This is a genomic window from Paenibacillus endophyticus (assembly GCF_014192395.1).
Lineage (GTDB): Bacteria > Bacillota > Bacilli > Paenibacillales > Paenibacillaceae > Pristimantibacillus > Pristimantibacillus endophyticus.
On the sequence record NZ_JACHXW010000002.1, the window covers coordinates 428,439 to 451,020 of the forward strand.

General features: G+C 49.0%; 17 protein-coding genes. 2 read left to right on the forward strand and 15 right to left on the reverse strand.

What is annotated here, in order from left to right; all coding sequences use genetic code 11:
* Positions 1-246 precede the first annotated feature (246 nt).
* The 9 genes from FHS16_RS04615 to FHS16_RS04655 all read right to left on the reverse strand — a co-directional run bounded on the left by FHS16_RS04615 (position 247) and on the right by FHS16_RS04655 (position 13,204).
* Complete coding sequence (locus FHS16_RS04615; RefSeq protein ID WP_183559719.1) at positions 247-1,152, reverse strand: cation diffusion facilitator family transporter; 906 nt, start codon at positions 1,150-1,152, stop codon at positions 247-249.
* 299 nt (positions 1,153-1,451) lie between these two features.
* Entirely contained in the window at positions 1,452-3,110 is a 1,659-nt protein-coding gene (locus FHS16_RS04620; RefSeq protein WP_183559302.1) for a glycoside hydrolase family 13 protein, read from the reverse strand.
* Positions 3,111-3,219: 109 nt separating this feature from the next.
* Complete coding sequence (locus FHS16_RS04625) at positions 3,220-4,311, reverse strand: carbohydrate ABC transporter permease (protein ID WP_183559304.1); 1,092 nt, start codon at positions 4,309-4,311, stop codon at positions 3,220-3,222.
* Between the two features lies 1 nt (position 4,312).
* On the reverse strand, positions 4,313-5,395 hold the full coding sequence (locus FHS16_RS04630) for a carbohydrate ABC transporter permease (protein WP_183559306.1): 1,083 nt from the start codon (positions 5,393-5,395) through the stop codon (positions 4,313-4,315).
* 144 nt (positions 5,396-5,539) lie between these two features.
* Complete coding sequence (locus FHS16_RS04635; RefSeq protein ID WP_183559308.1) at positions 5,540-6,943, reverse strand: ABC transporter substrate-binding protein; 1,404 nt, start codon at positions 6,941-6,943, stop codon at positions 5,540-5,542.
* Positions 6,944-7,212: 269 nt separating this feature from the next.
* The gene (locus tag FHS16_RS04640; RefSeq protein WP_183559310.1) at positions 7,213-8,217 is read right to left on the reverse strand and encodes a LacI family DNA-binding transcriptional regulator; all 1,005 of its coding nucleotides are present in this window, start codon (positions 8,215-8,217) and stop codon (positions 7,213-7,215) included.
* Positions 8,218-8,807: 590 nt separating this feature from the next.
* A complete protein-coding gene (locus FHS16_RS04645; RefSeq protein WP_183559312.1) occupies positions 8,808-10,427 on the reverse strand; it encodes an ABC-F family ATP-binding cassette domain-containing protein in 1,620 nt (539 codons plus the stop codon).
* 242 nt (positions 10,428-10,669) lie between these two features.
* Entirely contained in the window at positions 10,670-11,737 is a 1,068-nt protein-coding gene (locus FHS16_RS04650) for a Gfo/Idh/MocA family protein (protein WP_183559315.1), read from the reverse strand.
* Between the two features lie 360 nt (positions 11,738-12,097).
* A complete protein-coding gene (locus FHS16_RS04655; RefSeq protein ID WP_183559317.1) occupies positions 12,098-13,204 on the reverse strand; it encodes an MBL fold metallo-hydrolase in 1,107 nt (368 codons plus the stop codon).
* 263 nt (positions 13,205-13,467) lie between these two features.
* Here FHS16_RS04655 and FHS16_RS04660 point away from each other — a divergent pair, with 263 nt between their 5' ends.
* Positions 13,468-14,622, forward strand: a complete 1,155-nt coding sequence (locus tag FHS16_RS04660) for a virulence factor (protein WP_183559319.1) — start codon at positions 13,468-13,470, stop codon at positions 14,620-14,622.
* A 365-nt stretch (positions 14,623-14,987) separates the two neighbouring features.
* On the opposite strand, the gene FHS16_RS04665 is transcribed toward FHS16_RS04660, so the two are convergent.
* Positions 14,988-16,487 carry a DHA2 family efflux MFS transporter permease subunit gene (locus FHS16_RS04665; RefSeq protein ID WP_183559321.1) on the reverse strand — a complete coding sequence of 500 codons (1,500 nt, stop codon included), beginning with the start codon at positions 16,485-16,487 and terminating at the stop codon, positions 14,988-14,990.
* A 231-nt stretch (positions 16,488-16,718) separates the two neighbouring features.
* Between FHS16_RS04665 and FHS16_RS04670 the strand changes: the two genes are divergently transcribed.
* A complete protein-coding gene (locus FHS16_RS04670) occupies positions 16,719-17,210 on the forward strand; it encodes a TetR/AcrR family transcriptional regulator (RefSeq protein WP_246431591.1) in 492 nt (163 codons plus the stop codon).
* Between the two features lie 154 nt (positions 17,211-17,364).
* Here the strand turns inward: FHS16_RS04670 and FHS16_RS04675 are convergent, their stop codons facing one another.
* From FHS16_RS04675 to FHS16_RS04695, 5 genes are all read right to left on the reverse strand, one after another.
* The gene (locus FHS16_RS04675) at positions 17,365-18,549 is read right to left on the reverse strand and encodes a transglutaminase domain-containing protein (RefSeq protein WP_183559325.1); all 1,185 of its coding nucleotides are present in this window, start codon (positions 18,547-18,549) and stop codon (positions 17,365-17,367) included.
* Between the two features lie 166 nt (positions 18,550-18,715).
* Positions 18,716-19,690, reverse strand: a complete 975-nt coding sequence (locus FHS16_RS04680; RefSeq protein ID WP_183559327.1) for an alpha/beta hydrolase — start codon at positions 19,688-19,690, stop codon at positions 18,716-18,718.
* Positions 19,691-19,708: 18 nt separating this feature from the next.
* Positions 19,709-20,341 (reverse strand): bifunctional 4-hydroxy-2-oxoglutarate aldolase/2-dehydro-3-deoxy-phosphogluconate aldolase, encoded by a 633-nt coding sequence (locus FHS16_RS04685; RefSeq protein WP_183559329.1) that lies wholly within the window; start codon positions 20,339-20,341, stop codon positions 19,709-19,711.
* A gap of 28 nt (positions 20,342-20,369) precedes the next feature.
* The gene (gene mutY, locus FHS16_RS04690) at positions 20,370-21,587 is read right to left on the reverse strand and encodes an A/G-specific adenine glycosylase (RefSeq protein ID WP_183559331.1); all 1,218 of its coding nucleotides are present in this window, start codon (positions 21,585-21,587) and stop codon (positions 20,370-20,372) included.
* Entirely contained in the window at positions 21,587-22,468 is an 882-nt protein-coding gene (locus FHS16_RS04695; protein WP_183559333.1) for a helix-turn-helix transcriptional regulator, read from the reverse strand. The genes mutY and FHS16_RS04695 overlap by 1 nt, the downstream gene beginning before the upstream one ends.
* Positions 22,469-22,582: the final 114 nt, after the last annotated feature.

Here is a 22,582-nt window from a genome sequence, read left to right on the forward strand (position 1 = left end):
TACACCTATTTATCAGGCTATTAATTGGGCAGGAAGACGTATACATCCGCTGTAAAATAATACAAAAAAGACGATTCCTATAAGGAACCGCCTTTTCACCTATTGCTTTTAACATTCGCAGCTATTTCAAGACAATTAAATCAATTTTTTCTCATAATATTGGGTCTTTTGGGTAGATCATGAAATTGAGCCATAGGAACCACTAAACAACATAGCAACCTCAATTGGTAACAATTACCGCTTATTTCAGTGCTTTTCAGTCGACATTATTTCGGAATTTTCGACATCCTCCTGAGGCTCCACATGAACATGGACACTCATAATGTTATGCTTTCTACCCATTCGATGCTCAATCTCGTCGCTAATCTGGTGGCTTTCGATTAGAGAAAGCTCCGGGTCAACCTGAACGATGACATCAACGAGCACATGGCTTCCATGAACTCTAGCCTTAATATCCTTAATGGCCTTGACGCCTTTTGTCTTGGCAATCGTTGTGCGAAGCGAAGAAAGCTCATTCTCGTCAAAGCCGTCTGTCAGTGCATGCGTCGAGCTATAAAAGATTTCCCAAGCCGTTTTGCAGATGATGACCCCCACTGCCAAAGCCGCAACCGGGTCAAGCCAAGGGAGGCCGAACTGAGCCCCAATAATGCCAATTGCTGCGCCGATACTGACAAGCGCGTCCGACAAATTGTCCTTAGCCGCAGCAAGCAGCGCCTGGTTATTAATACGAAGGGCCAGCCTTCGATTATAAATATATACGCCGCCCATACAGACAGCCGCGAATAACGCGACCCAAGCAGAATTTAAGTTCGGAATTTGGTGCTCCGAGTTGAACAATGACTTCACAGCGCCGATCAGTACCTGAATGCCTACCGTCGCCATGATAAAGGAAGCAATAAGCGCAGCAATCGTCTCAGCACGGAAATGTCCGTACGGATGATCCTTGTCTGGCGGCTTCTGAGATATTCGAAGTCCGATCAATACAGCAGCAGATGCCACGATGTCCGTTAGATTGTTGAAGCCGTCTGCAACGAGAGCTCCCGACACAAACCAGTAGCCCGCACCGAGTTTTAGCGCAGATAAAGCCAAGTAGGCCCCAATGCTAACCCAGGCACCTTTTTCGCCCTGTTTAATCTCCTCATACTGATTCAGTTTCAATACCCTCCCAAACGTAAAACGTATGTATTTGTAAAGCACTCCGACAACCTATCGGTATCATACCTGAACGAACCCATGTGGGTCTAGAGAAACAGTGTTTACCAGGTGCGTACTTTTATGCATGCATGCAACAATTAGAGCCGCTGCCAAAACGGAGGCTTACAAATAAAAGCACTCTAGACGGAGGTCTAAAGCGCTTTTATTTCTATCTCAATTTTCAAAAACAGCTTTCTTCAGTGGTACCGGTACTGTTGGCGCATCGTTTCAGGAATAAAACGAGCCGCTCATCCGTTTCAAATAACCTCATAAATTCGTGCCTCGTAAGGCTTAAGCTCCATTTCGGGCATCTCGCTGCTCCAATAGACCTCAGTCTGGCCGTAGCTGCCAAGCTTAAGCTTCAAACTTAAACCATTGTTGCCAAAACACGATTCTGTGAATGCAAATGTACGGTGCTCCGCGCTGTGGTTGAGCAGCACAAGCCACTCCGTCCCTTCCAGCTCGCGCACATAGACATACAAATGCGGATCATCATCGCTTATATCAGTGAAGTCGCCATACACCATAATTAGGTTTGCTTTGCGCAAAGCGATAAGCTTTCGATAATAAGCCAATACCGAGTCCGGATCCTTCTCAGCTTGCTCAACATTTATTTTCTCGTAATTGGGGTTGATTTGGAGCCATGGCTCCGCTTCTCCAAAGCCAGCATACGGCCCGTCATTCCATTGCATGGGCGTCCTTGAATTATCTCGGCTAAGCGGCTGCAAATCACGGAATACGACCGCAGGATCGCCGCCTTTTCCGACTTCCTCTACATATCTATTAATCATGGCGATGTCCTTGTAATCACCGATTGTCTCGAATCTGACCCCTGTCATTCCGATCTCTTCACCTTGATAAATGTACGGAATGCCTGGCAGCGTATGGATCATGGTGCCGAGCAGCTTGGCCGACTCCACTCGGTAGTCAGTATCGTTGCCATACCTGGATACTTGCCTCGTATGATCATGATTGTTCAAAAACTGTGAGCCAAAGCCGCGCCCGTCCAACGCTTCTGCCCAAAGCCTCTGGATGCGCTTGAAGCGCAGCATGTCCCACTCCGGCATTTCGTCCGCCACCTCGAAATGAAACAACGTATTGAGCTCCTGGCGCTCCTCATCGACGAATAGCGGCCCTGTCTCCGGTGTTGCAAATGCAATTTCTCCAACTGTCATCATATCGTAATGCTTGAACACCTCATGGTTCATTTCCTGCAAATACTGATGAAGCCCCGCGTTATGCGTCAAATATCGAATGTCCCGCGGATTTTCTACATCGGCAAATATCGTTGGCTTAGCCAGCAGCGCGAGAGCGTCAAGCCGCAGACCATCCACGCCCTTGTCCAGCCAAAATCGCAGCATCTTGTAAATCTCTTGCCTCATTTCTCGATTCGCCCAATTCAAATCGGGCTGCTCAACCGCAAAGGAATGCATATAATATTGATTCGATGCTTCATCAAGCTCCCAGCATGATGGATTGAAGTAAGAGCGCCAATTCGTTGGCGGCCTGCCTTGATAGCCATCATGCCAAATATACCAATCCCGTTTCGGATTGCTAGCCGAAGAGCGTGATTCTTTGAACCAAGCATGCTGATCCGAAGTATGGTTCACTACAACATCCATCATCAGCTTCATGCCCCGCGCATGCGTCTCTGCTACCAGCAACTCAAAATCCGCCATCGTGCCCGCTTTGTCCATGACTGCATAATAATCAGAAACGTCATAGCCGTTATCTTTGTCAGGTGACTCATTAAACGGGTTAACCCATACCATCGTCACGCCAAGCGACTGAATATAGTCCAGCTTCTCAATGACTCCCCTTAAGTCGCCAATGCCATCCCCATTCGTATCGCGGAAGCTGCGCCAGTATACCTGGTACACGACGGATTCCTTCCACCAAGCCTCATTTGACTGCATGATGATCACTCCTTTATTTATCAATTGGCGTGAGCCAAAAACAAATGGCGCATGCTCGGCATTCGGCCGAGGCGCTGCGCCACTCGTATCGTACAACAAACTTATTAGCCTAGCCTTTAATCGAGCCGCCAAGCATACCCCGAACGAAATACTTCTGCAAGGCGAAAAATACAGCCAAAGGCATCAGCATCGAAACGAATGCGGCAGCTGTCAGCAGATGCCAATCATTGCCTCTTGAGCCGACCATGTTCGCAATATTCATGGACAGCACCTGCACTTCCGGCTGGCTGCCAAGGAATATAAGCGATACTAAATAATCGTTCCATACCCACAAAAACTGGAAAATACTAATAGATGCAAGCGCTGGAACCGACAACGGCAGAATCAGCTTGCTGAAAATCGTGAAATTTGTAGCTCCATCCATAAATGCCGATTCGAACAAATCCTTCGGCAGCTGGCTGATGGATGTGTACATGAAATAAGTAATAAGCGGCAAACCGAACGCTGTATGCGCAAGCCATATACCGAAATAGGTTCCGTTTAGGCCTAGAGATGTGTAATCGCGCAGAATCGGGATTAGCGCCACCTGCAGCGGTACGACAAGCAGTGCGATTACAATGACGAACAGCGTTTTTCGACCTGGGAAGCGAAGCCAGGCAAAGGCATACGCCGCAAAGGAAGCAATAAAGATCGGAATGACCGTTGCCGGTACCGTTACCGCAATCGTATTCCAGAAGGAACGCGACATGCCGCTGCCCTTCTCTGTTTTCGTCGTCCCGTCCGGCATCGTAATCGAATAGCTTTTCCCGCCGAGCACCGTCTCGTAGTTTTGAGTCGTGAAGCTGGAAATAATCGTCCAATGCTTATCCTGTACATTCAGCAGTCTTGCACGCCGATTTTCCCAAATCAGCCTTTCACCGTTTACCTCCACGCCGGCACGCAATTGATCATCCGTATAGGTCGCTCCATTGACTTTGATCGGCTCCCGCAAATCTGTTTCCTTCGGAAGCTGAAGCTGCTCCGAGGTTTGCCAATCGCGATGGGGCAGTATGTTCCACCAGCCTGTCGACAGTATATCCGCTGCCGGCCGGAACGAGGATACCAGCAGGCCGAGCGTCGGAATCGTCCATATGAGGCAGATGATGGCGAGCACCGTATTCACGAGCCATTTGGACTTGCGAATTTTTTTGTTTTTGCTCATTCTAGAATCCCCCCTCTCTACGGAACTGACGCAGGTTGACGATAATAACCGGAATAACCGCGATTAGCAATACGATAGCTAAAGTTGAGCCGTAGCCGGCATTTTGATACATGAAGAGCTGGCGGTAAAACTGTGTGGCAACGACATCTGTTTCATATTGTCCGCCGGTCATAATCATTACCACATCGAATATTTTGAGTGTAAAAACAATAATCGTAGTCGTCACGGACAGCAGTGTTCCCGAGATGTACGGAATCATGATTTTGAAGAAAATTCGAACCTCGCCTGCGCCGTCCATCCTTGCTGCTTCCAGCGTATCCTCCGGGATGCTCTTAATCGCAGCCGAGAAAATAACCATGGCAAAACCCGTTTGCATCCAAATGAGGATCGCGATCAGAAACAGATTGTTCCACGGCTGTATCATACTGAGCCATGCCTGCGGCTCGCCGCCGAACTTCACGACAATGGCATTCAAAAGGCCAATCTGCTCCGTACCGGGCTGATAGTAATAAATGAATTTCCAGATTACGCCTGCAGCGACAAACGAGATCGCCATAGGCATAAAGATCAATCCTTTAGCCAGCTTCTCGAAGCTGCTGCGGTCAGCCAATATGGCTATGAGCAAGCCTAAGCTTACGCATGCCAGCGTGCCGAAAAATACCCATAGCAGATTGTTGCGAAGAGCCATTAGGAGAAGCCGATCTGTAAATACGGCAACATAGTTGGCGAATCCAACAAAGTTAACCGACCCGGCATCAAAAAAGCTTAAATATAAAGTCCTAAGAGTTGGAAAAACGAGCAGCCAGCCTAGCAGCAGCACCGCCGGACCAACAAATACAAAAGGCAATATTCTTCGCTTCCATTGATCGGGATATTGCTCTACTACCCAGTTGAAGGAGTAGTAAATGGAATAGATGCCTAGCGCCCCCCAAAGAACAGCCAGCACCGCATTGAATACAGGCGGAAGGCTGGAGTCGCGGAAGAATAAAAAGATGCCCCAGTGAATGGCAATATTCAAGGCTGGCACCAATACCGATATCAAGAGCAAACGCAGAGCATTGCCTTTTCGAGCTTGCAGTTCCATATGAGTCCTCCTCCAAGGTTTGCGAAGCAAACCTGACTTCGTAAGCAATAGCTTGGGTTTGCGTAGCAAACCTTTCAATAAATTTATTGATTGGTTAAGGCACTCGCTTTTCAGCGAGCGCCTCCCCGCTGTATCACATACGATTTATTTTTTATAGCCTGCTTGAATTTCTTTCAATGCCGTGTCGAGATCAACTGTTCCGCTTACCCAGTCAGTCATCCCTTTCCAGAACGTGCCTGCGCCAACTGAACCCGGCATCAAGTCGGAGCCATCGAAACGGATCGTATCCGCTGTTTTTATAAACTCAGCCATTCTGCGTTCTTGATCATTCGGATACCATGAAGCATCTGCGTCGTTCATCGGCGCCGTTACGCCTCCTGTTTGAATCCACGTTTTGAGGGATTCGCCAGTAGTGAAAAACTCAAGCACTGCGCGAACCTCTGGACGGTCATTGAACATAGCGTAGATATCGCCAGAAATTAAAGCAGGCTGGCCGTACTGCTCATCAATTGCAGGCAGTGGGAACCAATCATAATCATCAGCCGTCAAGCCTTCTGGGAAGAAGCTTGTAATGAAGCCGGCTTGACGGTGAAGCCACGCCTTTGGCGGGTTGTCGAAGAGCGGTTTAACCGCATCACCGAAAGAAGTCGTAGCGATCGACTTCCGGCCGCCGTAGACATAATCTTCATTGAACCAAATTTCAGCCATTTTTTCCGCGGCATTTTTCACAATCGGATCGGTGAACGGAAGCTCGCCGGTTAACCATTTATCATAGTTTTCCGGTGTGGTTGTACGGAGCATAATATCTTCCATCCAGTCTGTTGCAGGCCAGCCTGTCGCAGTACCGCTCTCAATGCCAATACTCCAGGCAGGATCGCCGTCTTTTGCGATTTGATCCGTCAGCGTCATAAGCTCTGCCCATGTTTTTGGAACCGTATAGCCCGCGTCTGCAAAAGCTTTTTTGTTATACCATACCAAGCTCTTCACGCTGCTCCGCGCCCATACGCCTGCCATAACGTCGCCGCTAGAGCCTTTCATCGTAGCCATATCCAGCCAGCTTTGATTGTACTGCTTCTTTAAATAGTCATCGTTCAAAAATGATTTCACGTCAACGACTTTGCCTGCCTCTACAAATCCCTTCAATAGGCCTGGTTGAGGAAAGTCTGCAATATCTGGCGCATTGCCGCCGTTTACACGGACAGAAATTGTCGCTTCGAACTCTTTTGAGCCTTCATATGCAATATCAATTCCCGTTTTCTCTTCAAACGCTTTGATGCTTTCCGTGAATTTCACTTCATCAGCATCCGTAAACGGACCGAACATCGTTACTTTTTTGCCTTTGAAATCACCGTTCATCGCTTGGGCAAGTGCACTGTCTCCGCCATTCGTATCTGTATTCCCATCATCAGCAGTTGCATCTGGCTTTTCCGTTGGCGTATTTGCCCCGTTATTTACATTGTTTTTCCCTCCGCAAGCCGTTATTGCCATGGCAAGTACGATCAACAGAATAAAGGCAGTCAATGCTTTCTTTGTGTTTTTCGCGTACATAGACCTCATCCTTTCTTATTTAAACAATCCAGTAATTACCTTAAACCTTCATGGCCTTTTCGAAACATCAAAAAACGCTATTCTTTCGTCGCTTGCCTCACCTCCTTTAAAATGCCAATTCAGACTTTTTTTATGCCCATTATTCCAGCTGCGTTAGGTATTCTGAAAAGCAATCGTTTTCATTATGCTTGAAAAGCTTTTCATGATTTCCGGGCAGTGCTCGCTTCGAAAGCTGCTAACAGCCTTTTAACGATTAAGCACTTATTGTATTAAATCATTCTAGTCGATTCTCTTATCACAAGCTGATGAGGTAGCTTTTCTCTCAAAACGGCAACCTCGCCGTTCGTAATCAGTTCATGCAGCTTCTCTACTGAGCGATAGCCGATATCATAGGTCGGTTGATCAATCGTTGTCAGCTTGGGAATAAACATCTGCGCCATGCGAATGTTGTCAAAGCCGATGACGGACATTCGGTCAGGCACTGATTTCCCATGATCCCGCAAATAAGAAATGACCCCCATTGCGAATTCATCTGATGCGGCAAATATAGCCGTAAGCTCAGAACAACGGGCGAAAAGCCGTTCAGACGCCTCGTATGCATGCTCGAATCGATGCTCAGCAAACTCAATTTCATCCGTATTATGGACAATTCCAAACTCTAGCAGCGCTTTCTTGTATCCGGCATAACGCGGTTCACCGGAGATCGTATGCCCGAGCGGGAAGCTGATCATGCCAATGCGGCGATGTCCCAATTCGATTAAATGCTTTACCGCTTCATATGCACCCTGCTCATCGTCAATATCAACGGAGGGGATGTCATATTCAGGCGCATTCGTGGAAGCCAGCACGAAAGGCAGACGATAACGCTGCATTTCCTCGTAGTACTCCTCGTGCAGCGAGTCGCTAGTGAATATGATGCCGTCAACCTGCTTCTCAAAAAACGTCTGAACGTATGCGATTGTCCGCTTCTTATCTCGGTCTGTATTGCATATCATCAAGCTATGGTTGAGCATGACAGCAGCGTCCTGCATTCCCCGAATGAGTCCTGCATAATAGGGGTTCTCGATATCCGGTATCATCACACCTAGCGTATCGGACTTTTTGTATATTAGGCCGCGAGCGAACCCGTTTGGCTGATACTGCAGCACCTCGATCGCTTCCAATACTTTCACACGCTTTTCTTCGACCACAGTATCAGGTGCATTCATGACTCTCGATACCGTACTAATCGATACATTGGCATACTTCGCTACATCTCGTATGGTCGATTTCATAGTTGCACGTCCTTCTTGCTCATTAGGATGGTTTGGAGTAAACAAACACATTCTCAATCTATCCGCACACATTCATGGAAGGGCTTTCTGAAAACCTTTTCTGAAAACCTTTTCTGAAAACCTTTTCAACGATAGTATAGTCCCAAAAATCCCGCTTTGCAACAAAAATTTACATGGGCTTGTCCGCTTAACAAAAGAGAGCGCGCTTCATACGGAAGCCGCTCTCTTCTTCATTCAACGATTGATGGACCTTCACTCCTATTGCCCGCCGCTTCCAAAATGATGATCTTGGATGACCTCACTTGAAGACCAAGTCATGTCGATACCATCCTCCCAAGCGGATAATAGAAAGTTCTGCATCACGCCGCAAACTTCGCCATAGCTCATGGCAACACTAGACCAACTATCGCTATTATCTATGTTTTCTGAACCAAGGTGAAACGGCTGTCGCCGTCCTTTGGCGGCGCAGCGCGTTTCATACCGAGAAATATAGAGAAAGGATGGCGAAATCATATACTTTCCTATATTTCAAAAAAGAGAGCTCGCCCGTGAGGTGAACCTCACAGGCAAGCTCTCTTAACTATAGCAGCTTATACCGCGTACATGCGTTCGCGAAGCGCTTTTACTTCCGCGCTCTCCAGATACTCGTCATAGGTCATCATCCGATCGATTACGCCATTTGGCGTAATTTCAACGATTCGGTTAGCGATCGTTTGTACGAACTGATGGTCATGCGAGGTGAAGAGAATCGTGCAATCTGTATCCGTCAAGCCATTATTAAGCGCTGTGATCGATTCGAGATCCAAGTGATTGGTTGGCTCATCGAGAATAAACACGTTAGCGCCCTCAAGCATCATCTTAGACAGCATGCAGCGAACCTTCTCGCCCCCGGACAACACGCTAGCTTTCTTCATCGCATCGTCGCCGGAGAACAGCATACGTCCAAGGAAGCCGCGAATGAACGTCTCATCCGGATCCTTTGAATACTGGCGAAGCCATTCCACCAAGTTTAGATCAACGCCGTCGAAATAAGGGGAGTTGTCTTTAGGGAAATAAGCCTGTGAAGTCGTTACGCCCCATGAGTAGCTGCCTGCATCCGCTTCTACTTCGCCAACAAGCAGTTGGAAAAGCAGCGTTTTAGGCAAGCTGTTCGGTCCAACAAATGCTACCTTATCACCTTTGTTAAGTGCAATAGTAAGATTGTCGATTACTTTCTCGCCGTCAATCGTTTTGGTCAAACCGTCTACAAGCAGCAGTTGCTTGCCTGCCTCGCGCTCGCCTTTGAAGAGGATGAACGGATATTTGCGATTCGACGGACGAATATCGTCAAGCGAGATCTTCTCAAGCAGCTTCTGTCTTGAAGTTGCCTGCTTCGCTTTCGATTTGTTCGCGCTAAAGCGCTGAATAAACGCTTGAAGCTCTTTGATTTTGTCTTCCTTCTTCTTGTTCTCGCCGCGCATCAGCTGCAAAGCAAGCTGGCTCGACTCGTACCAGAAGTCGTAGTTGCCGACGTACATTTGGATTTTGCCGAAGTCAATGTCCGCAATGTGCGTACATACCGTATTCAGGAAATGCCTGTCATGGCTGACAACGACAACAGTGCCTTCATAGTCGGCAAGGAAATCCTCAAGCCAGCGAATGGACTCGATGTCCAAGTGGTTGGTAGGCTCATCGAGCAATAGAATGTTCGGTGCGCCGAACAAAGCTTGAGCAAGCAATACGCGTACCTTCTCGTTACCGCTAAGCTCTGCCATTTTCTTGTCATGCAGATCAGGTGTGATGCCAAGGCCATTCAGCATCTCAGCCGCTTCCGATTCAGCTTCCCAACCGTTCATGTCTGCAAAATCAGCTTCCAGCTCGCCTGCGCGCATGCCGTCCTCATCCGTGAAGTCCGCTTTCGCATACAGCGCGTCCTTCTCCTTCATGACTTCATACAAACGCTTATGCCCCATCATAACCGTCTCAAGAACGACTGACTCATCGTACTCGTAATGGTTCTGCTTCAGAACGGCAAGCCGTTCGCCCGGCGTTATATGCACTTCTCCGTGCGATTGCTCTACTTCACCGGATAATATTTTGAGAAAAGTCGATTTGCCGGCGCCATTCGCGCCAATCAAGCCGTAACAGTTGCCTGGCGTAAACTTAATGCTTACATCTTCAAAAAGCGCCCGCTTCCCGTAACGGAGCGTTATGCCACTTGTACTAATCATTCGTTTAATCCCGTCCTTCACTACAAAATCAGTTTATATCGAACCATTATACCACAGTATGCTCGGAAACCGAACCCTCTTTTGCCTTTGTCACGGCCTTTTCACAGGGTTCGCTTGTTGTTAAATGTTATTTCTAAGAGGCTGCATGCGTAAAAAGCCCTCGTAGAAGCTTTCTGCGGACAGCAAGCTTCTACGAGGGCTAACGCATAGCAATCATCGTCTTAAGGCGCAATGTCGCTGGTTTAGTCCCAGTTCAGCTTGACTTCGTTGCCCGTACGGGATGATTCGTAAATCGCGTCTAGAATACGGTTATTGGTATAACCGGAAAGAGCGGATGTAATCGGCTGTTTGCCCTCCCGGATACATTCTACGAAGTGGCGGCTCATCAGAATCCGATCCTCTTCGCCGTCCAGAGGTTCAATATCGCTTTCGGCAACGCCCGTTTCAGCATGCGTTACGTACTTGCCGTATTTACCTACGATCGCGACGCCGCCTTGCGTTCCCATAAGGTGAATGAAAGGCTCCTCCGAAAGAAATGCCGCATGTGCAGCCCAACTGACTTCCAATGACAGGGTTGCGCCGTTATCGAGCTTGATCAGTGCGGAAGCAAGATCCTCAACATCATAGTATCCGTCCCAATTCGGCGTTCCCCAGTTGCCAATGCCCTCGCGCTTAGGTCCGAACTCTGCATAGGTTGATCCGTACACGGATACAGGCTTCGGATTACCCATTAGATACAGGGATAAATCCAGCATATGAACGCCAATATCGATAAGCGGCCCGCCTCCGGACTGATCCTTGCGCGTAAACCATGATCCCCAGCCCGGAATGCCTTTTTTACGGAACCAGCCCGCTTTCGCGTTGTATACTTGTCCAACATCTCCATTGTCGATATGCTGCTTAAGTGCCCGGCTTAGACCGCTCCAGCGCATTTGATGCGACATCATGAGAATTTTTCCTGATTTCTCCACTTCTTCAACGATCTCGCGCGCAGCATCCGAATTGATTGCCATCGGCTTCTCCAATAGAACATGCTTGCCGTGCTTAAGCGCTTCAATCGCAAGCGCAGCATGGTAGTTGTTCGGCACGCCAATGACGACGGCATCAATCGACGGGTCCTCAAGCAGCGCTTGCGGACTAGCATGCACAGTCTCGATTCCGTGCTCAGAAGCCCTTTGCTCGGCGAGGGGAAGGTAAACGTCCGTTACTGCCACGACATCGATGCCTTCTACCATTTTGAAAGTCTGCATGTGAACGCTGCCGATCGCGCCTGCCCCGATAATGCCAAGGCGTATGTTTGCTTGACTCATTTGTTGCTCCTCCTTATAGGTTTGCTTGCAAACCTCACATCGTAAGCATTAGCTTAGGTTTGCTTGCAAACCTCACATCGTAAGCATTAGCTTAGGTTTGCTTGCAAACCTCACATCGTAAGCATTAGCTTAGGTTTGCTTGCAAACCTCACTTTATAAGCTTTAGCATAGGTTTGCTAGCAAACCTCACATCGTAAGCATTAGCTTAGGTTTGCTTGCAACCTTGCTTCGTAAGCTCTGCCTCGGGCATGCAAGCATACCTTTTCTCGCCATCAATTGCCAATCTATGCTCTAGAACAGTATAACCCGTCTCTCTACCGCCGTCATTGCGCGAATTTGGCGTGCATTTGTTCGCGTTTGTTATTTCCCAGACAATCGCCATGTCTCGCCAAGCGGCAAAATAACGATGCGCTCATCCGGGATGCTTCGGCTCCTGCGTTCGGCTTCCAGCCGGTCCAACGCTTCGCGCGGCGTATCATCGGCTAGCTTGAACGCGCCGAAATGCATCGGCACGAACCATTTGGCAGACAAATCATCGAAAGCTTGGAGCGCCTGCTCAGGCGTAATATGCTGCGGTGCCATAAACCATTCAGGCTCATAGGCGCCGATCGGCAGCAAGGCTACGTCAATCGGAAACCTTTTGCCAATTTCCTTGAAGCCTTGGAAGTAGCCGCTGTCTCCCGCGAAATAAATCGTCGGGAAATCCGCCACTTGAGGCCTCTCCTGCTCTGCCACTCCGCTGAAGAACGGGTGCAAGCGATCAGCCTCCTGGGCTGCGCTGGCCGTCTCAGCGCGGGCCTCAGCATTTGCCGAGGAGACCTTCACAATCGAAGCGTCGCTGCCTGCAGGCCTGCTTGCAAGCTTGCCGCTGCGCGACGCAGGACGCTCAATGACAAAGCCTCCCCAGTGCGAGCTGTTCGTATCCCAGGGACTGCGCCGCGTGGAATGCTGGGATGGCACAAAGGTGAATTTGACGCCGCTAATCATAACGGATTCCCACCAGTGCAGCTCATGGACGCGGATAAAACCTTTTTTACGTAGTTTAGCCCCTAGACCTGCCGGAACCAGCAGCTGCCTGCCTCCAATCAGCCTTCTGAGCGAATTGATATTCAAATGATCGTAATGGGAATGCGAAATAAGGACAACATCGACAGGCGGAACATCGTCGATTGGAATACCCGGCGGCGAGAGCCTTTTTTGAAAAGCCATCTGGGTGGACCAGACCGGGTCCGTCATAATATTCAAACCGCCTAGCTGTATGAAAAAGGTCGAATGCCCCACCCAAGTGAGGGAAGGCCATTTTCGGTTATCTTCCAAATATGCGATGTCAGGCTCGACATTCGGAACGGTGAATGAATAATCCTTCATTCTCAGCCTGCGAATGCGCTCTTGACGCCATCTTTTGAATTGCTTCAACGATGTGTGCTGTTCAATCGGATCTATGTTTGCAAATCGTTTTAACCTCAACCGTTCATCCCTCCCCGCAAATTGTTTTGTTTTTATAAGATACCAAGGCGACAGCTTACAATGCAAATATGTTATTTATACGTAAAGCCTCCTGCCGCATAAAAATTCCGACCCGAATGCGTTCAACGTTCGCATCCATTTCTAAAATCAGTTACACTTGGTTATATAGGTTTTACACATAAGACTACGCTTTCGACGCAGCAAATGTTACTCGATTGCTGGAAACGATTGACCAATCCATCACCCTTTCAGGAGGTTTCCTTATGAAATTGATTTCCATAGAGCCCACGCCAAGTCCGAATTCCATGAAGCTGAACGTGGACGAGACGCTTCCGCGCGGCCGCAGATTTACGTATAAGGCGAGCGAGGCAGGCGAAGCACCGGGCCTGCTGCAGCAACTGCTTCAAATCAATGGCGTACGCAGCTTATTCCGTACCGCTGACTTTATCGCGCTGGACCGCAAGCCGGGAGCGGATTGGGCGGCCATACTTGCGGCGGCTGGCCAGCTGCTCCAGAAGGATGCCGCTGATGGAGAGCAGGCAGGCGTTAAGGGACCTGCTACAAGCTACGGCGAAGCACAGGTTCTCGTCCAAATGTACCGGGGCATCCCGATGCAGGTACGCGTACGAATGGGCGACACGGAAGCACGCTCTGCTTTGCCTGCCCAGTTCGGCGAAGCCGTAAGCCGCGCTGCCGGCTCAGGCATGATTCGGGAGCGCAAGCTGGAGGAATTCGGCGTACGCTACGGCGAACCTGACGAGATCGCTGCAGAGATCGTCCGAGAGCTTGAAGCCTCTTATTCGGCTGAGCGGCTAGAGACGCTCGTACAAGCCGCGATCGAGCAAGGCCAATCAGGGATTGAGGACGGCGCCGCGCCAGCTGTCGTTAGACCCGCACCGCTTACGCTAGAGGAAGCCACTGCTCAGTTCGCATCTCCCGACTGGCAGGTACGCTATGCCGCGCTGGACAGATATATATCCGCAATCGAAGGCTTGCCTCTGCTCGCAGAAGCGATCAAGGACGAGAACACATCGATCAGAAGGCTCGCCGTCATTTATCTTGGCGATTTGCGTGCTCCGGAAGCACTCCCGTACCTGTTCATTGCGCTCCGAGACTCGTCTACTTCCGTAAGGCGAACCGCCGGCGATACGCTATCGGACATTGGCGATCCCGCAGCAACGCTGCCGATGATTGAATCGCTGCGCGATAAAAACAAGCTCGTCCGCTGGCGGGCTGCGAGGTTCCTGTACGAGGCTGGAGACGAATCGGCTGTCGAGGCGCTCCGCGAGGCAGCAAAGGACAGTGAATTCGAAATTCAGCTCCAAGCCCAAATGGCGCTTGAGCGGATCGAGCGCGGCGAGGAGGCTGCCGGCTCCGTTTGGCAGCAAATGACGGCAGCGAGAAACAATGCCGAATAACAAACCAAGCAAAACTATCAACCCCCATTTTTGAATAGAACATCAAACGGGTGTGCAAGCTGTGAATGTCACAGCTTGCACACCCGTTCTCCTATGCATGAAAAGAAAACATATTTACGACGGGCTGTCCCATGGAATCCTATTCGACCTAATCAAGCAACATCAATGAAATGCAAGCGACTCTTGCTTGTTATGAATGAACAGGATAACCGACTCAAAAACATAGCATCGCTGGAATTGCATGTAATGGGAAGAAAAAAGGCTGGAGATCCTTCTCCAGCCTTTCATTCATGCTTCAATATGCATTTTTGAGCGCTCAACCATTTTATGAAAAGTGTTCCTGCATAACCTTGCCCGTATATTTCCTAAGTTGCACTAACGGGTTTCGGTTTCACAAGAACTTCCTTTGTTCCCGTTTCTTCTTCTGCCTGTCCTACTCGCTTAATGAAGAAGGAAAGCAGCAGGCCAACAACTCCGATACCGACGATAACTAAATACGAATCGTTGATTCCTTGAATTGACGCCTCTTTTATAAGTTCCTTAGAAGCTGTCGCTACTCCGTTTGCCGTCATTTGATCAACGAGATGAGATTCGGTTCTGGTCGTCATAACCGTGACTAGCAATGCCGTCCCTACGCCGCCTGCCACTTGCTTGATCGTATTGGAAATAGCGGTACCATGCGCATTCAGTCTTGAAGGCAATTGATTGAGGCCCGCCGTTGTGATTGGCATTAAGAAAAGCGCCATCCCTAAGCGTCTTCCTGTTGACATGAGGACTAGGTACGTGTAACTCGTAGAATCTGTTAGATTAATGAATCCCAGTGTCGTTACAATTGTAATGGCCATACCGATAATAGACAGCCATTTCGCTCCGAACTTATCGAACAGCTTCCCAGCCACGGGCATCATCAAGCCCATTAACAGTGCGCCTGGGAGCATGAGTATTCCGGACTCCAACGCCGTGTATCCACGAGCGTTTTGCAAATACAAGGGAAGCAGCATCATATCAGCATACATGACCATCGTAACTGCAATGTTGATTAACGTTGTCAGTGTAAACATGTTGTGTTTGAAAGCCCTAAGATCAAGAAGCGGACTTTTAATAACCAGTTGTCGCCATGTGAACAGGATTAATGCCACTACGCCTACTACAATAGACAGGACAACTTCCGTGCTCGACCAACCCTTGGCGCCAGCACTACTGAATCCGTAAAGAAGGAAACCAAATCCGATTGTTGAGAGTACAGCGCCCCACGCATCGATTTTGGGATAGGTACGTTCGGAAACATTTTTTAAATATACGAAAGCAACCACAATAACAAGAACGGCAAAAGGAATGATGCCATAGAAAAGAGCTCGCCATGAATAATGCTCCAAAATATAGCCAGCTATTGCAGGACCAACAGCAGGAGCAAAAATGATGGACAGCCCCACCATTCCCATAGCAGCTCCACGCTTTTCAGGCGGATAGATAGTCAGAATAACATTCATGAGAAGCGGCATTAGAATCCCGGCCCCCGCTGCTTGAATCAAGCGGCCAGTCAACAAAACTTCAAACCCGGGTGCAAAGGCTGAAACAATGCTGCCAATGAGGAAAATAATCATGGATGTTTGAAACAGCTCACGTGTCGTAAATCGCTGCATGAGGAACGCTGTTATCGGAATCAGAACGCCATTGACCAGCATATAGCCGGTGGTCAGCCATTGACCAGTAGATGCTGAAATATCAAATTCAACCATGAGCTCCGGTAAAGCAACGCTCATAATCGTTTGATTCAGAATAGCAATGAATGCTCCCAAAATCATGACAAACAAAAGCGGGCCTTTCTTAATCGTACTACTATCAAATGTTGCCGTTTTACTCATTTTACGTATTCCTTTCGCATTCAAATTACAACTAATTTACAGTGTGTGGTATAGTGAACTAGATGTAAATAGAATTATAATCACATATCCTATTGTTCACAAGCTACAGCTTTTATAAAAATGTTTATTAGTTGACGATTTCAACTTCTTTGTCGTCTATCTATTACATAATCTACAAATTACGCAGAATCTGTCGCATAGCGCATTGGAATAGAAAGGACGTGCTTGCTCTTGTCAACAAAATCACAACGAACAGACTCGCGCGTACTTCGTACACGCCAATTAATAAGAGACGCATTTATTGAATTGCTTCACGAGCTTGAGCTTGAGAAAATAACCGTGAATCGCATCGCGGAGCGAGCGACGATTAATCGCGTTACCTTCTATCTTCATTATCGAGATATTCCAGATATGATTGACAGCCTGGCTGAAGACATGATTAACGAAATGCAGGCCATCTTGAAGGACGCTCATAACCAAACCGGATTTAGCATGCAAATCATCGTCAAATTGCTTGAGCATATCGCGGAAAACTCGAATTTTTATAAGGTTCTGCTCGCTTCCAAGCGTATTCCCGTTTTTACGGAACGGCTCATGGAGCTGATTGCTGATCTTATCACTAGTCGCATGAACATGCGTGAGGCATCTTCAACATTGAACGTGCAAAAGGATATCGCGATCTGGTACGGCTCCGCTGCGTTCATTGGCACGAACGTAGATTAAATTTATAAGATACTCTTGCAAACTAACCACTGGGCTGACCTAGAAGACGTTATAAGCAGATAATGCTCCCTCTTACTTTCCACATCATATAGAAATTCAAAAAACCTCCAGCCCCACTTTTATAGTGGTGTTGAAGGTTTTTGCGCTGATGCCATTATTTGCTGTATTCCAGCTGCAAGCGAACCAGCAGCGACTTGTCTCCCGCATAGGGCTCATAACTTGCACGATAGCCTACGGCTATGTTGATTAGCTCGAACGCTGCCTTTAGCGCCGCCGGAAATTGGTCCCCTTGCTCATAACGGAATGCCACGCTGGCTGACTTCGTATCCAATGCCGTTCGAATGACCTGCGCAAGCTGATCCTCGCTAGATACCGTATACTCAGGATCCAGCCAGTGAAGGCCAAGTGCCAGCTTCAGCTTAGCGAAGCGGCTGCGTTCACTGGAATGGCCTTGCTGCTCCAGCTCACTTATCGTATCTGCATATGATGCCGATGCGGACGGGTACGGCTTCGTCCATTGGTGATCAGCCCTCAGCTCTTCGTCTGTCCGCAAATAATAATTGTATCTAATTGTGGACTGTTCAGGATTAGCCGTTTTTGTTAGAGCGTCTTTGTCCGCTGCTTTAATGCCAACCGGGTCATCCCATGTAAAGTCCAGATGGTACCATACATTGTCAAGCATCACCATATTCCACGCATGCTCTCCCGTATTCACCGTGCCCTCAGCGATTAGCGCCGTCAGCCCGGCCGCTTTAAGCATCTTATAGCCTAGCAGCGAATAGCCCTGGCATACGGCTTCGCCTATTGTAACCGCTTGATAGGCTGTGTAATGGGACAACGATTGGTCATACTCCACATGGCTCACAATCCAATCATGGATAGCTTTTATTTTCTCATGGTCATTCATGCCGGGCTCAATAATGGTTTGCAGCGCCTTTGCTACTTCTCGATCGACGACAGCGGTCTGCTCGAGCGTCTCGCGGTACCTTGCTTCGAGAGCGATTGTCGATTTATTTCCCCAGCTTCGAATCGTATAGATATAGGATTCAAGAATATAGGCGGAGTAGTCATCATGTTTGAGCGCTAAACGTATGACATCCGTCATCTGATCAGACAGCTCTTGCTTGTCCCCCGTATATGTAACCGAGAATCGTTCTGATCGTGCCTGAAAATGTTTTGCGATCTCAAGCTCCAGCACTTCCAGCTTGTTCGTCTCGTCCATCGTCGCCACCTCTTCCGACTCGGCCGCTGCGGGAAACAAATCCAGCTTAAGATCTAGCCAGAATGCGGCAGCGATTATGACAACAACCACTACTAGTTTGGATCCTACTCTCTGCATTCGAACCTCCTAAACGGATTGCGAGGCAATTGCTCCTATACCTGAAGCATAGCATCGCAAGCTTTTTTTAAGCAACTAGGCTTAACAGCTATGTAATGAAACTGTAATGTTTCTCTCAGCTTGGTTTCATCTTATGCTTATATAATGAATTCATGACCCCCCTTTATTATATATTCTCTCTTGAAGCCTGCAGCCTCGTGCCGCGGGCTTCCTTTTTGTTCTCATTGATGACTGACTCTTGCAGGAAAGGCAGCACACTCTCCCAAAAAGCAGGATCCTGCTCCGATTGGCTATGTCCGTTACCCGCTACAAACAAGATGCTTACGATTCCTCCCGGCAGCTCATCCTTTAAATGCTTCAAATCCTCTGAGCTGATGAAATCATCGCCTTCCGCATGAACCATCAAAACAGGAGTACGTCCAGCTCCGGCCTTTCCCGCTCGGCGCAAAAGAACATTCGGTATGTCTGCTTCCTTGAACTGCGAAAGTGATATTTTTGCGCGAATAAGCCATATCCTCGGGATCAGATAGGCTAACGGAAATATTGGTATTTTTTTGCGCCGCAGCTCCGACTTCATCATCGTCTCGAAGCGAACAGGCATAGAGTCGGTAATAACGCAGCTTACCCGCAAGCCCCGATCTAGCGCAAGAAGCGCTCCGAAGCCGCCAAGCGAATGGCCGATAACCGCAATCCGCCTCGTATCGATACCGGGCAAGCGCCTTGCCGCTTCCACGGCAGCCAGCACGTCATCGCGAAACATAAGCGCTGATGGAGCCGCAATTGACTCGCTGTCTCCGTGGCTTCGCGCGTCATACATAAACACCGAATAGCCCGCTTCATAGATCGGCCTTGTATAGCGGAGTACCCGCGTTCGGTTAGAGCCCCAGCCATGGGCAATCACGACGAGCGGGGCAAGTCCAGCTACAAGCAATGCATCGTTAGCCGGCTGCAGCAGCCAGCCTTCCAGCCTAGAGCCGTGACTCATGAACGAGTGCTTCTCCCACCGCGTCCCAACCTCAGGAGAATCTCCATTCGCAAGCTTACGCGGCGTCTGGCTCTTAGCCCCCATTTGCCAGACCAGTACGGACATGAGGGCGATGACCAGTATAAATACGATTATCACGATTAAGACAACGTCCACAAGGCTGCCTCCTTTACGCTACAATTCACGCACGGCCTCTACGAATTGCCGCGCTCTTTCTGTGACCTGCTCGAATTTCCCTTCGCGAATCCATTCCAAATTAACGAGCTTGCCGCCCATTCCGACGGCATTGGCTCCTGCTTTGAAATAATCAGCAATATTATGGAGATCTACCCCGCCTGTGGCCATCATCGGGATCGTGTTCAGCGGACCGCGTATTTCTTGCAAATAGCTGATGCCAAGCGTCCCCATAGGGAATATCTTCACAGCCTCGGCACCCGCCTTCCAAGCCTTGACAATCTCTGTCGGCGTCATGACGCCCGGCCAAACGGAGATGCCGCGTTCAATGCCGTATGCAATTACTTCTTCGTCCAAATTAGGAGAGATAAGAAACTGCGCGCCTGCCGCAACCGCCTGCTCAGCCAGCGCCACGTCTGTTACTGTGCCCGCTCCAATCGCAGCCTTCGTCCCGAATTTGGCACGCCAACGATCGATCATCACCGCCGCGCCTTCCGTATTCATCGTAATTTCCATCATATGAATGCCGCCGTCGATCAAAGCCTGTCCGGCCGCATCCGCATGTCGGTCCTCAATTCCCCTTAGTATCGCAACGATCTTGTGCTGCAGCAGCAGCTCAAGCATTTGGCCCATCAGCTTCTCCTCCGCCTCTTATATTCCTTTATGCCCAAAATTGCTTCAAAATCCGCAAAAATAAATTCGGGAAAGGCAAAGTTTCCATATCTTCTTTGCCAATCCAGCGATAAATGCTCGACGCTTCAGCTTGTCCCGCGCGCGCATCAGCCGCATATTCAGCTGTAGATTCAGCCGCAACAAGGGCATTCCCCTTGCCTGCCGACGCAGCGGCAGCTTCAAGCGCCCCTGCTTCCTCGCCTAAATCAGCCAAATAAAACCGCATCTTCCAATGAATATGGCTGAAAATATGATCGGCATCCGTGAACCAGCTTCGCGGACGTATTAACATGCTCGTATCCGATTCAAGCATTCTGCTGATCATCTCAGCGAGCTCCCCTTGCTCCTTCGGCGCCGTATCAGCCAGCAGCTTCGCTTTATCCGGCGGCAGCAGCAGATGAGGCAGCTCCCACATCTGGGCAAGCAGCCCCGTCTCCGGACGCTGGCGTACGAGTATCTTGCCCTCCTGCTCCCCGCTTCCCATCACAATCGCTGCCGTCCTGAATTCCGCACGAGGCGGCTTCGCTTTCGTCTTGATCGGCAATTCCGTCTCCCTGCCGGAGAGCCTTGCCGCGCAATGCTCCATGACAGGACAAGGCAAGCAGCTTGGCGACTTTGGCGTGCATACAAGTGCGCCTAGCTCCATCAGCGCTTGGTTAAAGTCTCCCGCCGCCCCTTCGGGAATAAGAGAGACGGCCAGCTTCTCAATGCCGACACGCGTGGATGGCTTCGCAATATCGTCCTCCAGGCAGAAATAACGCGAGAGCACCCGCATGACATTGCCGTCCACTGCAGGCTCCGGTCGATTGAACGCAATACTCATGATTGCCCCGCTCGTATAAGGACCTACGCCTTTCAGGCCGGCAACGGAAGCTTTATCGTCAGGCACGATTCCGCCGTAGCGTTCCTTCACTTCTCTGGCGCCGGCTTGCAAATTCCTTGCCCTTGAATAATAGCCGAGCCCTTCCCAGCTCTTAAGCACCTCGGTCTCGGGTGCCTCCGCAAGCGCGGTTACCGTTGGAAATCTGCTCATAAACTGATTATAGTAGGGAATAACGGTATCTACACGCGTCTGCTGCAGCATGATTTCCGATACCCATACCCGGTAAGGATCCCTGTTCATGCGCCATGGCAAATCACGCTTAATAAGCCGGTACCACCCAAGCAGCTCCGTGCTAAAAAACGTTTTTATATCGTTCTGTTCCACTAGCTGTTTTCCTCCTCGATTGTCGCATTGGCAGACTTCAATCGAATACTGCCGTTATGCTTGCCGATTCGTCTGTATTGGACCGGCGTAATGCCTGTATATCTTTTGAACAGCCTCGATAAATAATGGTTTTGCATGCCTACCTGCTTAGCGACCGTCGCCACTGGAAGATCTGTTTCCATCAGCAGCTGCTTCGCAAGCGCAATACGCCGATTAGTGACATATTGAATCGGCGAGCAGCCCATAATGCTTTTGAAAGAAGTTATAAAATAATTCGGATGCAGGAAAGCGAACTTCGCCAGCTCCTCTACTTGAATATTCATATGCAAATTAGCTTCGATATAAGCAAGAACCTCGTTCCACTTGATCTCGACCCCGGAATCATGCAGCGTTTCACGCTGAGCATGGCTTTGATCCAGATAGATGGCTAGCAGCTCAAGCAAGATTGCCTTCAACCGAAGTTCCCTCGTCATCGAGCGCATCTGCTGGCATTCTACCAGCTTCGTAAACAACGCCTTAATCTTATGCCTCTCCTCCACATATATGAACCGAGGCAGCTGCAAGGAATTGATAACCTGCACGTCGCCGAGCTCCAGACGGAAGTGGCACCAATAGCGGCCAAACGGTTCTGCGCCATCCGTACCAAATGATTGTAGCGTACCTGCGGGCAAAAAATAAAGAGTTCCCGGCTGAATGATATATTTTTCTTCTCCTATATCAAGCCAGGCTTTTCCTTTCTCGCAATAACAGAAACGAAAAAAGTCCGGCTCTGACCTCTGCTCGTTCCAGCCTGGCATGCTGTCTGTATATGCGCTAATAAGAACCTCGGCTTGGAGCTTATGCAGCTGGTTTTGTAAAATACTATCTATTGTCGGTTTCATGAATTCTCCTGTAACTTAAATTGCGATATAATAAAGGAAACGTGATTGTTACTATTAACTAGCTTCTCTATTATACGAATTAATGTTGCAAATTCATATGGACGTCTTGTGAAT